This is a genomic window from Deltaproteobacteria bacterium (assembly GCA_016219225.1).
In the GTDB taxonomy this organism is placed as follows: Bacteria; Desulfobacterota; RBG-13-43-22; order RBG-13-43-22; family RBG-13-43-22; genus RBG-13-43-22.
The window spans coordinates 1-18,761 of the sequence record JACRBX010000291.1; the positions used below are offsets into that span (position 1 = coordinate 1).

Sequence of the window (18,761 nt, forward strand, 5' to 3'; positions counted from 1 at the left end):
GCTTGAACGGAATGATCGGAAGGTGGATAGTCTATATTAATATAGCCGTCAAAGTGATTTTCCCCGCAACCCAAATGAAGCCGCAAGGGATAGCCGTCTTTCCAGAGTCCGGCGGCCCGCAATTTTGATATCATATTATCACCTGATTTCAATGAAAATTATTGGAATTGTAAATCCCTGGATAAACTCTGAGCTTCTTGAAATTCCGGTTTTTCTTGGAGTAACACTTGAAGCTCTTTTTTAGCTAATTGGGTTTTTTTTGAATGAAAAGCCGATTGGGCAAGATACCAATGTATTCTCCAATGGTTAAACCCATTTGTAATAAGGGCTTCCAGTAATTCACAAGCATTTTCAAGATCATTATGCTCGATTAGGCTCAGGGCTTTCCAAAGTTTATAATGCTCTCCCAATCCAGCGCAATCAGGAGAGGTCGTTAGAGAAAACAAATTATTAATCATCAAAAGTTCCTCTCCTTTTGCTTTACCGATAGTTTGTTCAGCTTTTAAAATATGTTCATTTTCTCCCTCGGTTTCATCATATAATCGACTCAGGGTACATGAAAGGATAAAGGGAGACGAAGTTAAGGCATATTCGACCGGAAAGATTAATAAAATGTCACCGAGCACCATAATATTATAAGCATGGTTGATATCTTGAATGGCTTGTAATAATTGAGGAATCGCCGGATAACCGTTCAGACTGTCATTTTCTGGAACTCTGGTCCACGAATTAGGAAACATTCTTAAATCATCTATGAGGATTATGGCATCAGTAATACCGGCTGTTTTGATGGCTTTTAGTTCTTCCAAAATAGGTGAATTCTTTTCAGCTTTTGCGGTAAGACCTTCACTGTAATGCCCATCCAACCAAAAGATAATTTTCCCTTTGACCTTTTTCAGGAGATCCGGCAGGAGTTCTCCCGAGTCTCCCTGATAGGCCTGAATATTTTTTCTGTCAAGGAACCGGGGCTGAGCTTGCCTAAACAGATCCTCACTCAGTTCGATCGTATATACGGATTTGAATACCTTTGAGGCTTCAAGGGTCGTCCCACCCAGAAAAGTGCCTGTTTCGACAAAAGCATCAACCTCAAAAATCTCCGACAATTCGTTTAAAAAAACTGGGGACAAAGAAAAATTCGGAGATTTAATCTCATTTAATAAAAGTTTCTGACACCGTGTGGGAAGATTATGCTTTCGGAGAATGACCTTTAATCGATCATCCCCAGGCGACTGTTCCAATAAGGTACGGGTAAATTGAAGAACATAATCTTTATAACCGAGGTTACTAAGGAGATCGATAAGGTTCTCAATAGCCGAATAATTATTCTTATCAGCATCAATGGCTCGATGAAGATACTGCACCCCCTGTTTGAAATCCTTTTTTAGAATGTATAAAGCGGCCAGGTCATTCAGAGCCAGAGAATGACCCGGATCAAGCATGAGCACTCTCATCAATTGTTCAAAAGACTCTTTATAACGTCCCATTTCAATAAGAATTTGGGCAAACTCATATACAAGGTCGCCATTAAATATCCCTTCGGATAATTCCGCCTCAAAGACGGTCGCGGCTTTTGGGAGTTTCCCGTCATTTTTTAACTGCCTAACCTGCTCTAATCGTTCCCGTGCTTCTGGAGAAATTTCAGGTTCATTTTTTATGTAATCAATCAGTGGTGAACAAGCTGTTGCCAGATATTGGTAGGTCCAAACCGAAGCGGCCGATGCAGTCATCTGAAGATGATTTAAATGGAATGACGCTAGCCCTGGTATCCATTCCTCCGTGTCGTTAAAGAAATCACACAATTGATTCCCGGTAACACCAGCAAGAAGTTCCACAAGTTTGTCATAACTTCCATACATCGAAAAAGGGCGCAGTCCTCCCCGAAAAACCCATCGGTCGATATTTTCGATATAGCCTTGATACATTCGATCATCAATCGATTGTAGAAAGTTATCCAATTCACGAAAATTCTTGAATTTTCTAAAATCGATAAAACACTCTTCTGGAATATACTTGTTAATATCCGGGGTCCCCAAATAAATCGGGATCGTACGCGATTCAAGGCAGTCCAAAATTTTATCAACATACCCTATTGAGTATTCGGGATGGATGACGTTTTCGAAACAGAGACCGTATTTATAATTGGCCAGGGTAGGAAACCGTTCCTCGGCTGGCAAAACTCCTTTGTAATTCGGAAGAGAAAAAGGGGGATTACCGAAGACGTCAAAAGGGATATGGGAGTAAAGATGAAACCAAAGTGCCGCCTCTATCCGTTTAGAGTATCCTTCCCCCGGCACCCGGGATATCTTATTCCCATTAATCATGCAAATTGCATTCTTCCTATTTTCTAAAGGATATTTTCCCCTGCGCTGGTCAATATTTTCTGTTATCGGTGTGTTTATAGTAAATCCCACCCTGGGAAGAAGGACTTTTTTGAATTTTTCAGGATTCATATCGATCACTTTATTATAAAGTGTAAAAATATAATCAAAATGATCCCAAATCTTTTCATCATATTGTCCCGGCAAAACAACTATTGGTTCGCACAAGAACAGTATATTTAATCCTGGTTGTTTGCCCCGAAAGCTGTTAGCATTAAAATAGAAATATAAATCAGCCCCACTGACTGGCAACCCGGTAACGAGAACGGTAACAAGACCTCTCTGAACTGTATGAACTTCATGTTGCAGTAAATGTTCGTAGACGACATTAATCAATAAATCCCGAGACATGACTATTTCCTCACTAACAATTTTTTCGCCAATTCATAACGCTCAGGTGTACCGATGTCGAGTACTTTTTCGTTTGAAAAAAATCCATAAAATTTTTTTCCTACAAAATCCGGAAATAAATCAAGTTCCAACGAATACCGTTTATGAGGAGGAATCCGGGCAAAGATTTCTTTATCAAAGAGATAGACTCCGGCATTGATTAAATTTTGGGTATGGTTTATTTTCTCTTGAAAGCCGACTATTCTCCCCTTTTTATCCATCCAGAGAGATCCGAAATCAAAAGAGTCCTTAGCTTCCGAAACCACCAAACTTATCTGTGCATTTTTAGCTCGATGATGGGTAATAAAGCCGTCCAAATCAACCGGGCAAAATGAATCTCCATTCAAGACCAAGACAGGATTCGACCTGATAAGTGACTCTGCATTTTTCAGCGCTCCGCCAGTCCCAAGAGGAATTTTTTCTTTTGAAAATGAGAAGGTTAGTGGTCCGGTGGTCTGGGCATAGTAGTGTTCGATACAATTTGCCATATATCCGGTGCAGAGAATATATCGGGTAATTCCGAAAGCAGCGGTGTGATCGATAAGTATATCGAGAAACGGACGGCCTTGAATTTCAGCCATTGGTTTAGGGCGGTCATGGACGACCTTTTTTAACCGGCTTCCCAACCCTCCGCAAAGTATGACAGCGTCGATTTCCTTCATATCAATTAATAAAAATCCTGGGTTGAATACATAACCACCTGCGTTCCCAAAGCATCAAAGCCAAAGGGTACATATAATATGTCTTTAAGTTTTTCTTTTAAGAGGGGCTGATGGTCCGGTTTAACGAAAAACAGGATAAAACCGCCACCTCCGGCGCCTAGAAGTTTTCCGCCTAACGCCCCCGACTTCAAAGCGGCATCATAAATAGCATCAATCCGGCTGCTGGTAATCCGGTCGGTAAGACTTCTTTTGATCCTCCAACTTTCGTTCAGGAGTTTGCCAAAATCGTCTAAGTCTTTAGATCCATTATTTAAGATACTGATGGCCTCATCCACCATCACCTGCATGGTCCGTAACTCAATTTTCTTGGAGTTAGTGTTCTTAATTTGTTCGGCGGCGATTTCGGAAGCGTTCCGGGAAACGCCGGTAAAAAAAAGCATAAGGTGACTTTGGAGATAATCGACTTTTTCACGGCTTAGCGGCAGGGGTGTAACATAAAAATCCCGCTCGCCCCCGAATTCAATTTTATTTAACCCCCCGAAGGCGGCGGCGACCTGATCCTGGGCGCCGACATTTTCCGCGAGCACCTGCTGCTCGATGTAAAGCGCCTCGCGCGCCAAGGTCCGTTTGGTCACCATCTTACCGGATAAGGAATACAAGGCATTTAGAAAACCAACCGTGAAGGATGAACTCGATCCCATTCCGGATTGGGCCGGGATATCTCCCGTATAGGTCATCTCGACCCCTTTGGGTATATTTAAATAGGTGAGACAGGCGCGGACGGAAGGGTGTTTGATATCCTCAATGGAGGTCGTTTCTTCCCGAATAATGTAACGCATTAGGTACTTATAGGTAAAAAAGGGCGGAAGAAACCGACAGTTTATATAGCAGTATTTATTGATGGTCGTGCTGAGTACGGCGCCACCGTGTTCCCGGTACCAAACGGGATAATCGGTGCCGCCCCCGAAAAAAGATATTCTAAATGGGGTTCGCGTTATGATCACGGCCTATACCTCACATTATTGGACTACATTCCAGACGATGAAGGAGAATCCTTCATGAAATAAATTTCCAACAGGAACCCGCTGTAAACGGCTGATCCGTATCCTGCCTTCTATTTCAAGTTGTTTCAGTGCATCGTAGTATCCGGCTAAATAATTTCTGGACTTGTGATACCGAATGGCCAGATAGTCGAGTAAATTATTCTCGTAATAAAATTCAAGAAACGGTTCGGAATTTATGCAAAGAGCGGGTTTTTTATTTAAGAGATATTCCAAAAACGCCGAGTAGTTATCCCCGAGCTGTTCAAGAGAATTCAAGGTGATCACTACGGAATTTTCAGGGATCTCGACCCCGTAATCTGGTCGGAAGAAATCAAACTCCTTCCCCTTAATCTGCGCTTTTAGCCGCCTGCCCAATTCATCGGCTATCTTTACGGAATTTTCCGTCCAATCCAAACCAACGATAGACTTGTCCGGAAAGAGTTGATTCATGATCACCAGGTTGTACCCGGTTCCACAGCCAAACTCGAAAATGTTTTGAAATGGTCCAAGAAACCTTTTAAACAGATAGTGGCGGTAAACGGTATAAAAGTTTAATTCAAACATTTTATCGTGAGGTTTCACATATCGGAATAAAAGCCGGGATATGCCGTATTTTGAAATATATTTTGGGATTAAGGCGTCAACATCATATCCCCCGGAAACGAATGCATCCCAATTTTCTTGCCATCCTTTTTCCCAATCCCCTTTTCGGTCTTTGCCGGAAGGCTTATGAAGGCCGTTGTCTATTTCTTTTATTACCTTCAAGATGGTCGTTTCGAGTTCTTCTCCCTCAACGGCATCGTAGCGAAAATCGTACTGATCGATGAGAGGTCCGCAGACAACCAAGAATTCCGAACTTTGAATACCGAGAAGATTAGCAAACTCCTCGGCGTTCAGATCGCCGGTGGACCTTTTATCATTATGATTTCGATGAATATCGGAAAATTCAGACAAAATGGCCCGCCTCATCACGTTGTGATAAAATTGGAAATTTAATCGGCCACCAGATATTGAACCTGGGTTCATTCCACGTATAGGTAAATTGGCCCGCCGAATTATAATAGGTTGATTGTTTATAATGAAAAATAGTCTGACGACTTAAAACCAAATGAGCATTGCCGTATTTCGGCGGAACCAACACCTGGTAGCGGTTTTTGTCAGACAAGGTAAAGGATTGCCATTTCCCGAAATTATGCGATTGGGTGTCACAATTTACGACTACAAAGTAAAATTTTCCATAAAGACAGGAAATGAGCTTCCAGGTCTCTGCATCTCCATGGATACCCCTGAGGACATTTTGCGAAGAAACGGAGATGTCATCTTGAACGAATTTTACCGTGATCCCCTTTTCCCTATAGGTTTGTTCGTTGTAGGTTTCCAGATATTCACCTCGGAAATCTTCAAAGGAGTCCACTTTGATCAGCAACACACCGTCCAGGTTTGTTTTTTTGACTTCCATAGGTCCCTTAAATTGATATAAAATCGATATTGTTGTTGGATTTATGCTTATCGATAAATTTTTTACCCAGTAAATATCCCATCTCAGGGGTCCTTTGAAATTCGACCAACAACTGCTTCAAATCGGCTTCCAGCCCCTTTCTTTGCTCCTCCGCCAGAGCAAGAACCAGTTTTTTGAGGCGTTCCTGATCGTTGGTTTTAGTCTGATAATAGCCATCGATGAGTTCCAGGGCATAGTCAAAGTAGCCGGTTAACATACTGACCAAGAGGAGCACTTCAATATTCCGAGCCGAAAAAGTCGAATGCTCATTGTCGACCTCCAAGGGATCTTTCAAGTAGAAGGCGTCCGCCCAGGCCAGACGTTCTTCGGAGTTGTATTTTCTTCGATCGATTTTTTTTGCGGAAATATAGTTGGGATACAACCCATACAGTTGAAACCCTTCCTGTCTTAGTAAAAGGTCGACCTCTGAAAATAATTTTTGGTTCCGATACATGGGGAAGAACTCGAATTCGCACCAGACGGCCAGGCATTGTTCCTTTAAAACCCTTCGGGCACCTTGAATAATTTGATGTTCGGCCCCCTGGCAATCCATTTTTATAACTTCCCCCAAAGGCATCTCTCTGTTACCGCCCCCGAAGACGACATCATCCAAGGTGCTGGTTTTAATATCGCCAACTTTTTGTAACCGAAACCCGGCCACCTTATATCGAGTTACCAACTCCTCATTGGGCTTTAGCAAGGATGTATTGACCGGACTTTCGGTCATATACAGGGTTCCGTTGCCCGTCTTGCTTCCGATGGCCGTATTGACAATGGAAAGCGTCGGAAAAGGCCCCCCATGGCCGTATTTATCCCTGAGTTCCTGACAGGCCCTTTCGTCGGGCTCAAAGCAGGTGCAGTGGGTCAAAGAGGCCACAGGGGCAATCAGGGGATGAACCCCACCGGCACTGCCGATATCGATGAAACCCAGCGGCCTTTCTTTAAAAGAATGAAAAAGGCTGGTTTTTTGAAAATCGATATTTTTGTCTAAGCATTCGATGGAAATCATGATGTTCACAAAAGTTCTCGTATCCAGCTTTTTATCCCTTCGGGGTCGAGCCCGAGTTGTTTGCGAATATCTTGGAGCGTGCCGTAATAACCACAGAAGGCATCGGGCAATCCGTGATACAGGGCTTTAACGGAACAGCAGGCATTGATGCCCTCAAAGAGCCCGAAGGCATCGTGAACGACCAGGATTCTGGTTTCGGCAAAACGTTCCAAAAGTGCACTATCCATGGGTTTTAGGGTATGAAAATACAGGACATTGACCGGCAGATCCCTGCAGGCCGAAAGAACATTGCCCAGAAGGGGTCCGGCCGTTGCGACGGTAAGATTTGTTCCGGGCGTTTCCTTTACAATGACCCCCTTTCCAAATTCAACGGGCAGATCCATTCCATGTTCGTCGGCGGCAATCCGCAGATAGGAGGGATGGCCATTATTATAACATCTCGAAAGCAAGACATCGAATTCCTTCTTGGAGCCGGGTTGCATGACCTCCATGCCGGGAAGCATCCTCATCAACTCCAGATCGGTATAACAATGATGGGTTGCCCCATCCCAGGCATAATCAAATGAACCGCCGCAGGTCACTATCGTTGAGCCGAAACGGTTGTAACACAAATCCAGTTTGACCTGTTCATAACTTCGTTCCGTGACGAAGGGGGTGATCGTATGGACAACCGGATGAAAACCGGCGGCGCTCATCCCCGCGGCCATGCTGATAAGCGTGTTCTCGCAAATACCGAGATTGAACAGTCGGTCCGGATATATTTCATGGAAGTCATTAAAAAGATAGACGCTGATATCGCCAAAGAGGAGGACCAACCTGTCGTCTCCTTCGGCGATCTTTGATACCGTATCCTTAAACTGACGTCTCATTCAGTTCACCTAAAAGTGTTTCCAGTTCATCGCGGTTGGGACTCCGTCGGTGCCAGGCAAAAACTTCCCGGACCAGGGTGGGACAGCCCATCCCTTTAACGGTGTGGGCCACAATCAGGCGCGGGGATCCGTTTCCGGAATTCCCGATGGCCTTTTTCAAGGCGGATAGGTCATGGCCATCCACCGATTCCACTTCAAAACCAAAAGAAGCGAATTTGGCTTCCGGATTGACAATGGGCAGACACCGGGATTGGGAGCAATTGTTATCGAAAAGAACGGTCAGATTATGAAGCCCAAGATTGGCGGCCACCATGGCCGCCTCCCATACCGTTCCTTCATTGGATTCTCCGTCTCCGATAAGCACATAAACCCGTCTCGAACCGGCAGACAGCTTGAACCCCAAGGCCATTCCGGTGGCCACCCCGATGCCATGGCCAAGGGAACCGGTCGAAAGCTCAACCCCCGGAACCTTGAAACGGTCAGCATGACAGCCGAACATCGACTCAAAGGAACCGAAACTAAAGACTTCGGAGATGGGGAAATAGCCGTATTGGGCCAGGGTGCAATAAAGTCCAAGGGCTCCATGCCCCTTGCTTAATATGAAAATATCCCTTTCCTCCCAGGCCGGAAGTTTCGGTTCGTGCCGCATGGTTTCATAAACGGCTCGAAGCATCTCAACGATTGAAAAACAAGTGGGGATATGACCATGCCCGCTGTGGTTTGAGATACGGAGGATGTTTTCCCTTATTTCTTTTGATAGGTTATCCATATGCCTTTTCAGAAGCCTTTAGACCGGTTGGTTTCAGTTACCCTTTCTTTTTATGAAATATAGATCGCCGTAATAACGCGTGATATCAGGGTCTTCCTCATAAACAAGCCTAAATCCATGAGCCGTGAGAAAGTCAACGACTCCGTCCCTCAGATTTCGGCTATGTCGTTCAATGACCACTTTGTCCACCAAGGCCAGGCAGGTCCGGGCGCCATCTAATACTTCAAGCTCCATTCCTTCGACGTCTATTTTTAGAATGCCGGCCCCGGGGAGATCAAAGCGGGCGAAGAGATCATCCAGGGTTGCGGTTTCCACCTGGATGGATCGAATAAATTCTTCGCGGAGCCAGGGCCGGTCAACCAGTTTCAGACCCCGACCCCCGATAGGACCTATCTCTTTAATTATATCAAAGCGGCTGGTCCCCTGGTTTGCGGCCAAGGCTTTGTTGACCAATTCTATGTTGTTGAGCCGGTTTGATTCCACGTTGTTTTGCATCACCTCGAACAGATAGGGATTCGGCTCCACGCAGATCACCCGGCAGGCAGGATTGCGCTCCTTAATTTTCAGGGCATAAAATCCCTCATTGGCCCCGATATCAATAACGACGGTTTCGTTCAGACCCGAGAATTCCGGTAAGAGAAAATGGTTTTCTTCTTTGAAAATCTCGTAATAAACCTCCAGGGTTGAAAAAGCGCTACATCCCCGGAACCAAACCCGGTAACGGTCAAGATTCAGGGAGGAAAGGGTGTCCCCTCCGATAAATCGGTTATGCTCATAGACATACTGCCGCTGCTGAAGGATGGTTGTCAGTGCCCGCAGGCTTTCATCATCCTTGGTCTGATTATACAACCACTGTTCGTCGAGGTCTTTTTTCATCGCTTGGGAATCCCTTTAATCTTCAAGAAGCTTTCGCCTAAGCCTTATGGCGGTCATTTCCTGTAGATGCGCCCTGGCCTCCGACCCGAATTTGGTCTCAATCCAATGGAGGTACCTGGGGTTTTTGAAGTAGGCGTCAAAGGCATAGTCTCTGAATTCCAGGACCTGGGCCGCTGTCAGATATTCCGTCGGCAGGGGTTTGAATTCGTACCCCTGGGAGGCATACCCTAACCAGGTTTCCGGGAGATCACCCCCTTTTTTTAGGGCTTCGGCGTAGAGGTCCGACCCCGGAATGGCCATAGCGCAGAAAAAGCTCGGGAAGGCCGGCATCAATTCCAGGGATAGATTCAAAGTGTCCTGCATGGAGCCATAGTCGTCACCCGGAAGACCGAACATGAAATTGGCACAGAAATCGATTCCCACGACGTGCGCCTTGGCCACAGCGTTGCGGACGGCATCGACATTATAGGAATCTTTTCCGACATTGGCCCTGATCCGGGTATTTCCCGTTTCAATACCCAGCTTAAGCCAGTGAAATCCGGCTTTCTTCAAGGTAATCAGGTTCTCTATAGCGATCTTATCGAGGACGTCTACCCGGGCAAAGGCGTTGATATTGAGGTCATACCCTCTCTCGATCAGTCCTTCGGCGATGGGCAAGTAGTGTTTGGGATTAAAGACAAAAAGCTCATCATGAATATTGAGGTGTCTTACCCCATAGTGATTCACAAGGATATCAATTTGTCTCAAGACCCATTCAGGGCTCCAATAGCGGATCCGGTGCTCTCCGTAGGTGGCATGGATGGCGCAGAAACTGCACTTGTAGGGACAGCCGAGGCTGGTGAATAGAGAGGCGAATTTCGTCCGCTGGCTGAAGTCCCTGAGGCACATCCAACTGAAGGCCCGGTAACGATCCATGGGCAAAAGGTCCCAGGCCACATCGGGCAGCTCGGAGGTGAGATCCCGGATGTTTTCAGGAGATGGACCATGAAGAATTTCTTGGCCCTCTTTCCACCAAAGGCCTTTAATCTCGGGATATTGCTTTCCGCTCAAAAGATCGGCAAGCGTATGGAAGCCTTCCCCTTGAACTACAATATCACAAGCCTCTTCTCGCAGGGTTCGCTCCGGAAGGGCGGAGGGATGCCAGCCGGTTAGCACCAATTTGGATTGGGGTATGGAGTCCTTTATCTTCAGGCACAATTGTCCCACGGCTACCATAATGGGTGCGGAGACATTGGCCTGTTGACTGTAACAGACGATGGCAATTATTTTCGGATTGGCCATGGCCAAGGACTCAACCGTTTCATCAAAATCCAAATTCAGGGCATTGGCATCCAGGATATCGCAATTAATTCCTTTATTCCGAAGATAGCCTGCGGTCAGGGCCGCCCAGAAGGGGGTATCGATGGCTGAGAAGACCTTGCTCAGGTCCTGATAGACCTGTTTGCGCGTCCCTCCCACGTTGACCAGAATGATGTCCGGGTTATCTTTCAACAGCGCGCTCCTTGTCTGGACCTGCCAGGTATCGATTTAAAAGAAAGCGGGCCACCAGGGCCACCGGGGAGCACAGATAGATCTCACCATTGACCAGTTTTTGGATCGCCTCCAGAAAGGGGACGGCCACTACCGAGACGACCTCTTCGTCATGAGGCCGACGGGTGTCAAACTCCGCTTGGCTTACCTCGACCTTAAAGACGCTCAGCAGGACCGGTATTCTTCCGGGCATTTCTGAAACAGGCAGATCCGATTCAAAGCGTAAAGGGTCTTTGATAAAAAGGCCTGTCTCCTCGGCGAACTCCCGTCTGGCTGCCATCCTCGGGGTTTCTCCCTCCTGAGAGTCGCCGGCCGGAAGTTCCAAGGGACAATCATCGATCAATGGGCGTTTCACTCGAATCATAATAATCGCCCGGCCCTCCAGGACAGGCAGCACCACAACCTGGGGGCGTTCATATTCAATGCTGAAGTATGCGCCCCTGGAGAGCACCTTGAACCAGGCGTTCCGATGCATAAGCAGAACCGGTTCCAAGTCGGGACACAACAACGGCGGGGGACTGTCCGGCAAACTCGGAGACACTTTCTTTCCCCTGAGGAAAGAATTTCCTCTTGTATAATGGTGTTTCAAAAAAAAGCGGACCCCTTTTTATTTTTCGACCGTCAAGGCCTTCCAGGGAGAACGTTTTAATTCTTCTCTCCAGAAGTCGAGTATATCTCTTAAGGTTTTCTCCAAGGAAATTTCCGGCTTCCAGCCGGTTTCTTCGGAAAACTTTTCGGTGCTTGGAATCTGCAAAGTCACATCAGAGGGACGTAAAAGGGTCGGGTCGACCTTGACCTTCAATTTCTTTGAGGAAAAGGAAAGCAATTTTTCCAGACCTTCACCGATTGTCACCGTCTGTTTCCCCCCTATGTTATAGACCTCTCCCGGCCGGCATCTTTGTACCATGATCCAATAGGCCTTAACCGCGTCCCTTACATCGCAGATCGTTCGCACGGATTTAAGGTTGCCTACTCGAACGACCGGCTCTTTCAAACCCAACTCGGCTGCGGCAATCTGCTTTGCGAAAGAGGAAAAGGCAAACACATCCCCCCTTCTCGGACCTGTGTGTGTAAACATACGGGTCCGAATGGTACGTATTTGATGGGAAATCCAGTACTGATAGCCAATCATATCTTCCCCGACTTTGCTGACGGCATAGGGAGAAGCCGGCCTAAAGGGACAAGTTTCTTTAATGGGAATATCAGCCTCACTCACCTGCCCATAAACCTCGGAGGAAGAACAGATATGGATTACTGGATCAACCCCGGTGATTCTGACGGCCTCGAGGAGATTGGTGGTTCCGATAACATTGGCCCAAAGTGTTTGGATCGGGGTATTAAAGCTGGTCAAAACATAACTTTGGGCCGCCAAATGAAAAATAACATGAGGCTTTACGGTTTTAATATGACGAATCAGCCCGCTCAGGTCGCACAGATCAGCTTCCAACAGACTAACCTTGTTATATATTTTTTCTAAGTTGTCCTTCGGGCTACGCCATCGACACAAACCGAAGAGGGAATGCCTTTCCTTGAGGCCGAGGACATACTCTGCCAAATGGCTGCCCACAAACCCGGTAATTCCTGTTATTAGTATTCTCATGAACTAAATGACTCCTTATTTGTTTCCAATTTTAGGAATGTCATCCTATGGAGCTATTTTGCAAATATGCTGCCAGTATAGGCTTATAAAATTTTTTTTCTGTCATTTTGCTAACATATTGATTTAAAAGTAAAATATTTTGTTAATTGTCACCTACCCCGACCGTGAAAGACAAATTCAGAAAAAAGTGCTGTCCGGCGTCAATTAATTGGCATCATTAACAGGAATTTTTTTAAAGTTCTTAAGAGGAGTTACCGATAAACAATTAAGGACCGATTCATCACAGGAGGGTATTATGTCTTCGAGTTGGGGATTATCCGAAGCGACTCAAATAGATTCTCTTTTCTCCACTACGTCCAATTCGCAGACCCAGCTTGATAGCCTGGCCAACAGTGCCCTTTCAAGAGGAATTGACCGATACACCGGAAAAGACTACGCGGGAGCGGCCATGGAATTCAAGAGGGCCATAGGGTTCGCTCCTTTTTCGGACAACTCCCCCAAGGCCTACGAATACCTGTCCCAGGCCTATTTAAAAATGGGAAAGACCGACGATGCGATAAAGACCACCAAAGCGGCGGTTAAGACCTTTCCAATCGACGACACTTTTCGTCTCAGCCTGGGCGACCTCTATTTTAAACGTGGCCAATATGGTGAAGCCATAGAGGCATATACTGAAGCGGTACGATTAAATCCCCACTCAGCCGATAATCGCTTCTCGTTAGGCCTGGCCTATTTGTCAGATGGTCGGTTGAAAGAAGCCGAAAATCAATTTATTGAAGTAAGCCGGCTTACCCCGAACAGTCCTGTCGGTGTTTTTGGAAGGGGCCAGGTACTCCGATCCTTAGGACAATATAATGAGGCCCTTGAACAACTTAACAAGGCGGTTAAACTGGACAATGGGTTTGCCAATGCCTATCTGGAGATGGGATATACTTATATTGATATGGGAGACATGGATCAGGCCCAGAACCAATTGACAATCCTTCAAAGGTTAGGTGCCGCCTCTCAATCCATGGAACTTGAAGCATACATGCTACAGTCCGCCGACCCCAAAATTATTTTGGCCTACAGCCCGAACAGCTTTGCTTTCTATTCCGGACCGGGGACCCATGTTTCTGCCCTGGATTCAACCCTATCGGCAGGGAATGCCACGAAAGAATATAAGATGTCGTTCACCTTTTCCAAGGATATGGATATCGATTCCGTGGAAAGTTTGAGTAATTGGCAGATGGAAAAACAAAGAGGTGAATATTACTTGGAAAATTACAATTATGGTAACTCGATTCCTTCTACAGAGGTTTCCTTTCCGACTGGACCGTCCAAGGTTATCTATGATCCGACGGTCAGAACGGCCCTTTTGTATTTTTCCATCTCCCAAAATAGCACTGGAGATGGAACAATCGATCCTGCCCATATGCTGTTCAGATTTACCGGTAAAGACGCCTATGGCAAGAACATGGACCCCAATGCGGATGAATACAGCGGTTTTTCCTTGATTGCTTGATTAAAGGAATTTATGGTTCGAAAATGTTTAACTCTCTAATAAGGCCCCTAAGTAAGATCGTTTATTTTGAATAAACATTATGGATTTTTCGAGATCGGTCACCGCCCTATCGACTTCAAGGTCCGTAGACTTCTCACTCAATTCCGGCAGATTAATTCCTTCCTTGATCCATTCTGTTTTGGCCGGAGGGGGAATAGTAAGTTTGTCAATTAAATGCCGCAGCCCGATATAACCTCTTAAAATCCGGACCCTTTCGGCATCTTCCGGCTTAAACGGGGGTAAGGTGCGCCGCATTTCCAGTAACTGACTGATCATTTTTGACACCATTTTTTCCAAATCAGACAGGGTTTGGTCAATTCGATGGAGATTCAACGCTGCTGGACTGATATGCGGCAGGGCATCGGGTTGCGGTATCGGATCGCTATTCCTGGCAACAGCCTTTTGGGGAAAACTTTTTGTCTTATTAGAGAATGCTTCTCCAACCTGCAAATAAATACTTTGAATTTTTTGAACATTCATAGGCTACCTCCCTGAGAAAAGATGGAAGGTGTTTTTAAATCTATCATGTCAAGGGTCGGCGTCTGATCGTTTTTCCCCCTTACTTCTATTATCGGAATACTATTTAGAAACTTAAATTTTTTTAACAAAGGCGCCAAAAAATTTTGCCAGGCCTGTTTTTTTCTTTCCCCCCTTTTTAGGTTCAAAAGGTGCCTATGAAGGGGAAAGGGGTTTGGTTTTATTATAGTCCCCTATAAGTTGGGCAGGCAAACCGCTTCCCGGAAGCGGAATGGGAGTATTCTTATTGGAAGCATTATAAAGGAGGATAATGGAAATCCTCCGGTTCCGCGGATCATTTGGGTTATCTCTGATAAGGGGTTCTTTTGAGGCATACCCAGCCACCCGGATGAGCTTGTCGGCATCAAGACCTTCGGATTCCAGTTCTTTTCTGGCCGCTGAAGCCCGTTCCGTCGATAGCTCCCAATTGGTGTACTTGGTGGTGGAATAGTTCAACGCATCGGTATGACCTTCAATGGCCACCTGACTTCCCTGGTCTTTTATATTCTTGGCGATGACTTTAATGATCTTTCTGGCACTATCGGTCAGCGAGGAACTCCCCAGGGCAAACATGGGATTACCATCTTTATCAATCATTTGGACCCGTATTCCCCCTTCAAAAATATCGACCAGGATCTGATCCTTGACTTCCTTCAGTTTCGTTTCGATATCTTTCTTTAATTGGTCCCGCAATTCCTCCCGGCTTAAAAGCTGGGGCCCACCTTTGGGAATTTCGCTGTTAAAATTGGATTTATCCGTACCGCCTTCGCCCATGAGCCCGGAATTCCTATCCAGGAAACCGGCCCCACCCTGCTGCATAAAACTGAAATCCTTGAAATACTGGGCCATGGTTGTTTTCTTCTCCGGGGAAAGGATGGCAATCAACCACATAAGCAGAAAAAAGGCCATCATGGCTGTTATAAAATCGGAATAGGCCACTTTCCATTCTCCGCCGTGGTGCCCCCCCCCGTGCCCTTTGGCCTTTACTTTCTTGATGATGATTTTTTCTTGTTTCATTTTCTCAGAAAGGTCTCTAATTCATTAAAGGTTGGTCTTTCCTTACCCGGAATGGCCCTTCTTCCGAATTCTACCGATAACTGGGGGGCCGCCCCCCCCACAAAGGCTACCATGGCCACCTTGATAACGTGGTAATAAGCCTCATCCTCTTTGGCCTGATGTTCCAGATTGGCGGCCATGGGCCCGACAAAGCCATAACACATAAAGACCCCTAAAAAAGTTCCCCCCAGGGCCGCGCCGATGCTTTGCCCCAAAACGGCCGGCGGCTGATCGATCTTACCCATGGTCAGAACGACTCCCAGGACAGCGGCTACAATACCGAATCCCGGCAGGGAATCAGCGACCTTGGCCACGCTAAGGGAGGGAATCATGGTTTCATGCTGATGGGCCTCGATATCGACATCCATCAAATTATCCATTTCATGGGGGGGCATATTGGATGAAATGATGACTTTGAGATTGTCGCAGATAAAATCAACGGCCTTATGATTGGAAATAAGGCTTTTATATTTGGAGAAAAGCGGGCTTTTGGCCGGGGTTTCGATATCGGCTTCAATGGAGATCAGACCGTCTTTTCGAATTTTCATGAAAAGGCGGTTCATCAGGGAAAGCAGTTCCAGATAATCGGCTTTACTCCGTGCCTTTCCGGAAAAAATGGCGGCTATATGTCCAAAAACCAATCCGACGACTTTGGAAGGAGAGGCCACTAAAAACGATCCTATGGCCGATCCGAAGATAATCACCATTTCGGCCGGCTGGAAAATAACCCCCAAATTGCCGTGCTCCATGAGATAACCGCCCAACACCGCCCCGATGACCACAACGATTCCGATGATTGCGAACATAGTCTTTAAGCCTATCCCTTAACCGGTAAATGGATCACAAAGGCCGAGCCTTCACCTTCAACGTTTTCTATTTCAATGCTTCCTTTTAATTCATTGAGCAATTGCCGGATTTCAACTATACTGAAACCGATTTCCAGATCCGCTGATCCGGTCAGGAGATTTGATTGAAGAAAAAGATCTCCGGAAATGAAGGCACCATTCTGTTTGATCTTTATAGTTACCGCCTGGTTCTGAGGGCTAAAGACCGTATGCATAAAAATTTTTTTCTCCTGGGACCGATGTCCTAAGGCTTCCTCGGCAATAAAAACCAGATGCATGATGAGTCTCTGTAATTGATTGACATCCATGGGAATGACGGGAATATCGCTGCCCAAGTCCTTCATAATTCCGATTTGTTGGTGCCGTAAGCCGCAACTGCGCAATTCAATGGTTTTTTCAATAACTTCATTGACATCGGCCAAACTGATTAATGAGTTTTCCTGACGCGAAAAAGACAATAAATTAGCCAACAAATCTTTGCATCGTTCGGCCGAAAGATAGATGGATTTCAGCCCGTTTTTGATGCTCGGGTCTTCAACCTTTTTCATGGAGAGCAATTCGGCGTACCCTAATATCCCGGTCAATTGGTTATTAATATCGTGAATGACCTCCGGGGTAATCCTTCCGATCATAATCAACGTCCCTAACCGGATTAGTTCCTGTTGTAACCAAAGAGGCTCCAATTTATCCGGAGAGATTTCACCCTGGGATCCGGTTCGTGGTCGATCCGATGTCTTTGGTTTTTTAGGATCCATCTGTTTCTCTTTGTTGCCTTCGGGCCATAATGGCCTTCCGTTGTTGCTTTAAGATAAATTGAATAATCTCATCTTTTACCTCTTCGTCCAGATCATGGAAACGGAACGCCACCTCATACTGGCCATTTTTCAAGGAGGCAACCCGGACCACCTTACCGCTTACTAAGATTTCTTGAACCGGAAGAGTCGGCAACAGCATTTTGATTCTGACTTCTTGCTCGGGCTTGAATTTTTTCTTATCAACCACCCGTATTCCAGCAGAACTAAGGTTGATCGGTTGGGCCTTGACCTTGACCAAATCAACAGGAAGCCTTTCTAAAACCCGATCCAGTTTTTTGTTCATCGCAATCAACATCTTCCGGAGAAGGGGATTAAGGTTTTCCCCTTGAGCGTCCGAAAGCGATAATTCCTCCCAATCCGCCAGGTCCAGTTCCTCGGCGGAAGAGGATTCGAGGTCTTCGACCGCGTGAATCATGACCGGCAAGGAATCATCGATACGGAAGGCCTCTCTTTTATCTTCTCCGGTCAATTCGGGAGGACGTCCCATGTTTTCTTTTCCTCCATTTTATTCGGAATGTTTTTTTTCTGGTCTCCCCCCGAACCGATCGAGGTTTGCAGGAAGGCCTGAACGATTTTTTCATCGAACTGGGTACAGGCGCCTCGTTTAATTTCCCTGATGGCCTGGTTATGGGTCATGGCTTTCCGATAAGGACGGGAAGAGGTCATGGCGTCATAAGCATCGGCCACGGCCAGGACCCGGGCAATCAAAGGGATCTGTTCCCCGGAAAGTCCTTCCGGATAGCCCTTGCCATCATAATGTTCATGATGATAGCGGATAATTTCCCGTTCTTTTGGAAAAAACATTAAGGGTTTTAAGATATTGTCCCCGATAATGGGGTGCAACCGCACATCGGCTTGTTCGGCTTCGGTTAAGGGACCTGGTTTTAACAAGACGCCGTCTCTGATCCCGATTTTGCCGATATCATGAAGATAGCCTCCGAATTTCAGGGCATCTTTATCCTCTTCGCTCATGCCAAAGACTTCGGCGGTTTGCAGGGCATAGGCGGTTACCCGCTCGGAATGATCCCGGGTGTAGGGATCTCTGGCTTCGATACTGATAACGAGTGCTTTTAAACTGTTGACCAAATTGTTATAAACGATCTCGTATAGGACATTGTTTTCGATGCGAAGAGCGGTTTTGTTGACCAGGGTTAAGGCCAGTGAAATATCATCATCGGTAAAAGAAGCGCCCCCCACCTTATTGGCTAAGCTCAACAACCCGAAGACCTCGTCTTTAATTAAAAACGGAAGAGACATGAAAGGATAGGACAGAGGCTGGCCGGTATGGGGATTGATCTCCCCCAGAGTGGCCAGATAGTAGGTTCGGGTTTTCAAAATGGATGTAAAAAGGGTCGTGGCGAC

General features: G+C 46.1%; 19 protein-coding genes. 1 reads left to right on the forward strand and 18 read right to left on the reverse strand.

The genetic code is table 11. The features are described from left to right. Nucleotides 1-158 precede the first annotated feature (158 nt). The 12 genes from HY879_23830 to HY879_23885 form a co-directional block, all read right to left on the reverse strand. Entirely contained in the window at nucleotides 159-2,729 is a 2,571-nt protein-coding gene (locus HY879_23830; GenBank protein ID MBI5606375.1) for a hypothetical protein, read from the reverse strand. Nucleotides 2,730-2,731: 2 nt separating this feature from the next. Further along, the gene (locus HY879_23835) at nucleotides 2,732-3,430 is read right to left on the reverse strand and encodes an NTP transferase domain-containing protein (protein ID MBI5606376.1); all 699 of its coding nucleotides are present in this window, start codon (nucleotides 3,428-3,430) and stop codon (nucleotides 2,732-2,734) included. A gap of 5 nt (nucleotides 3,431-3,435) precedes the next feature. Then, nucleotides 3,436-4,434 carry a kinase gene (locus HY879_23840; protein ID MBI5606377.1) on the reverse strand — a complete coding sequence of 333 codons (999 nt, stop codon included), beginning with the start codon at nucleotides 4,432-4,434 and terminating at the stop codon, nucleotides 3,436-3,438. 15 nt (nucleotides 4,435-4,449) lie between these two features. Continuing rightward, entirely contained in the window at nucleotides 4,450-5,427 is a 978-nt protein-coding gene (locus HY879_23845) for a class I SAM-dependent methyltransferase (GenBank protein ID MBI5606378.1), read from the reverse strand. Then, complete coding sequence (locus HY879_23850) at nucleotides 5,420-5,932, reverse strand: dTDP-4-dehydrorhamnose 3,5-epimerase family protein (GenBank protein ID MBI5606379.1); 513 nt, start codon at nucleotides 5,930-5,932, stop codon at nucleotides 5,420-5,422. The genes HY879_23845 and HY879_23850 overlap by 8 nt, the downstream gene beginning before the upstream one ends. A gap of 7 nt (nucleotides 5,933-5,939) precedes the next feature. Further along, the gene (locus HY879_23855) at nucleotides 5,940-6,989 is read right to left on the reverse strand and encodes an FkbM family methyltransferase (protein ID MBI5606380.1); all 1,050 of its coding nucleotides are present in this window, start codon (nucleotides 6,987-6,989) and stop codon (nucleotides 5,940-5,942) included. Next, nucleotides 6,986-7,849, reverse strand: a complete 864-nt coding sequence (locus HY879_23860) for a hypothetical protein (protein ID MBI5606381.1) — start codon at nucleotides 7,847-7,849, stop codon at nucleotides 6,986-6,988. The genes HY879_23855 and HY879_23860 overlap by 4 nt, the downstream gene beginning before the upstream one ends. Next, entirely contained in the window at nucleotides 7,833-8,618 is a 786-nt protein-coding gene (locus HY879_23865; protein ID MBI5606382.1) for a transketolase, read from the reverse strand. Before HY879_23865 ends, HY879_23860 begins: the two co-directional genes overlap by 17 nt. Before the next feature lie 33 nt (nucleotides 8,619-8,651). After that, on the reverse strand, nucleotides 8,652-9,494 hold the full coding sequence (locus HY879_23870; GenBank protein ID MBI5606383.1) for an FkbM family methyltransferase: 843 nt from the start codon (nucleotides 9,492-9,494) through the stop codon (nucleotides 8,652-8,654). Between the two features lie 15 nt (nucleotides 9,495-9,509). After that, nucleotides 9,510-10,985, reverse strand: coding sequence for a cobalamin B12-binding domain-containing protein (locus HY879_23875; protein ID MBI5606384.1), 1,476 nt, complete (start codon nucleotides 10,983-10,985; stop codon nucleotides 9,510-9,512). Next, nucleotides 10,975-11,565, reverse strand: a complete 591-nt coding sequence (locus tag HY879_23880; GenBank protein ID MBI5606385.1) for an NUDIX domain-containing protein — start codon at nucleotides 11,563-11,565, stop codon at nucleotides 10,975-10,977. Before HY879_23880 ends, HY879_23875 begins: the two co-directional genes overlap by 11 nt. A gap of 66 nt (nucleotides 11,566-11,631) precedes the next feature. After that, complete coding sequence (locus tag HY879_23885; GenBank protein MBI5606386.1) at nucleotides 11,632-12,624, reverse strand: GDP-mannose 4,6-dehydratase; 993 nt, start codon at nucleotides 12,622-12,624, stop codon at nucleotides 11,632-11,634. Nucleotides 12,625-12,919: 295 nt separating this feature from the next. Here HY879_23885 and HY879_23890 point away from each other — a divergent pair, with 295 nt between their 5' ends. Next, nucleotides 12,920-14,128 carry a tetratricopeptide repeat protein gene (locus tag HY879_23890; GenBank protein ID MBI5606387.1) on the forward strand — a complete coding sequence of 403 codons (1,209 nt, stop codon included), beginning with the start codon at nucleotides 12,920-12,922 and terminating at the stop codon, nucleotides 14,126-14,128. 27 nt (nucleotides 14,129-14,155) lie between these two features. Here HY879_23890 and HY879_23895 read toward each other — a convergent pair whose 3' ends face one another. The 6 genes from HY879_23895 to HY879_23920 form a co-directional block, all read right to left on the reverse strand. Further along, nucleotides 14,156-14,647: a hypothetical protein gene (locus tag HY879_23895; GenBank protein ID MBI5606388.1), complete on the reverse strand. Its 492-nt coding sequence runs from the start codon at nucleotides 14,645-14,647 to the stop codon at nucleotides 14,156-14,158. A 192-nt stretch (nucleotides 14,648-14,839) separates the two neighbouring features. Further along, nucleotides 14,840-15,700: an OmpA family protein gene (locus HY879_23900; protein ID MBI5606389.1), complete on the reverse strand. Its 861-nt coding sequence runs from the start codon at nucleotides 15,698-15,700 to the stop codon at nucleotides 14,840-14,842. Continuing rightward, a complete protein-coding gene (motA, locus tag HY879_23905; protein MBI5606390.1) occupies nucleotides 15,697-16,545 on the reverse strand; it encodes a flagellar motor stator protein MotA in 849 nt (282 codons plus the stop codon). Before motA ends, HY879_23900 begins: the two co-directional genes overlap by 4 nt. A gap of 11 nt (nucleotides 16,546-16,556) precedes the next feature. Next, nucleotides 16,557-17,339: a HAMP domain-containing histidine kinase gene (locus HY879_23910; protein MBI5606391.1), complete on the reverse strand. Its 783-nt coding sequence runs from the start codon at nucleotides 17,337-17,339 to the stop codon at nucleotides 16,557-16,559. Next, nucleotides 17,329-17,886, reverse strand: a complete 558-nt coding sequence (locus tag HY879_23915; GenBank protein MBI5606392.1) for a PilZ domain-containing protein — start codon at nucleotides 17,884-17,886, stop codon at nucleotides 17,329-17,331. The genes HY879_23910 and HY879_23915 overlap by 11 nt, the downstream gene beginning before the upstream one ends. Beyond that, a partial coding sequence (locus HY879_23920; protein ID MBI5606393.1) for an HD domain-containing protein occupies nucleotides 17,865-18,761 on the reverse strand: 897 nt, incomplete at its 5' end. The genes HY879_23915 and HY879_23920, both read right to left, overlap by 22 nt.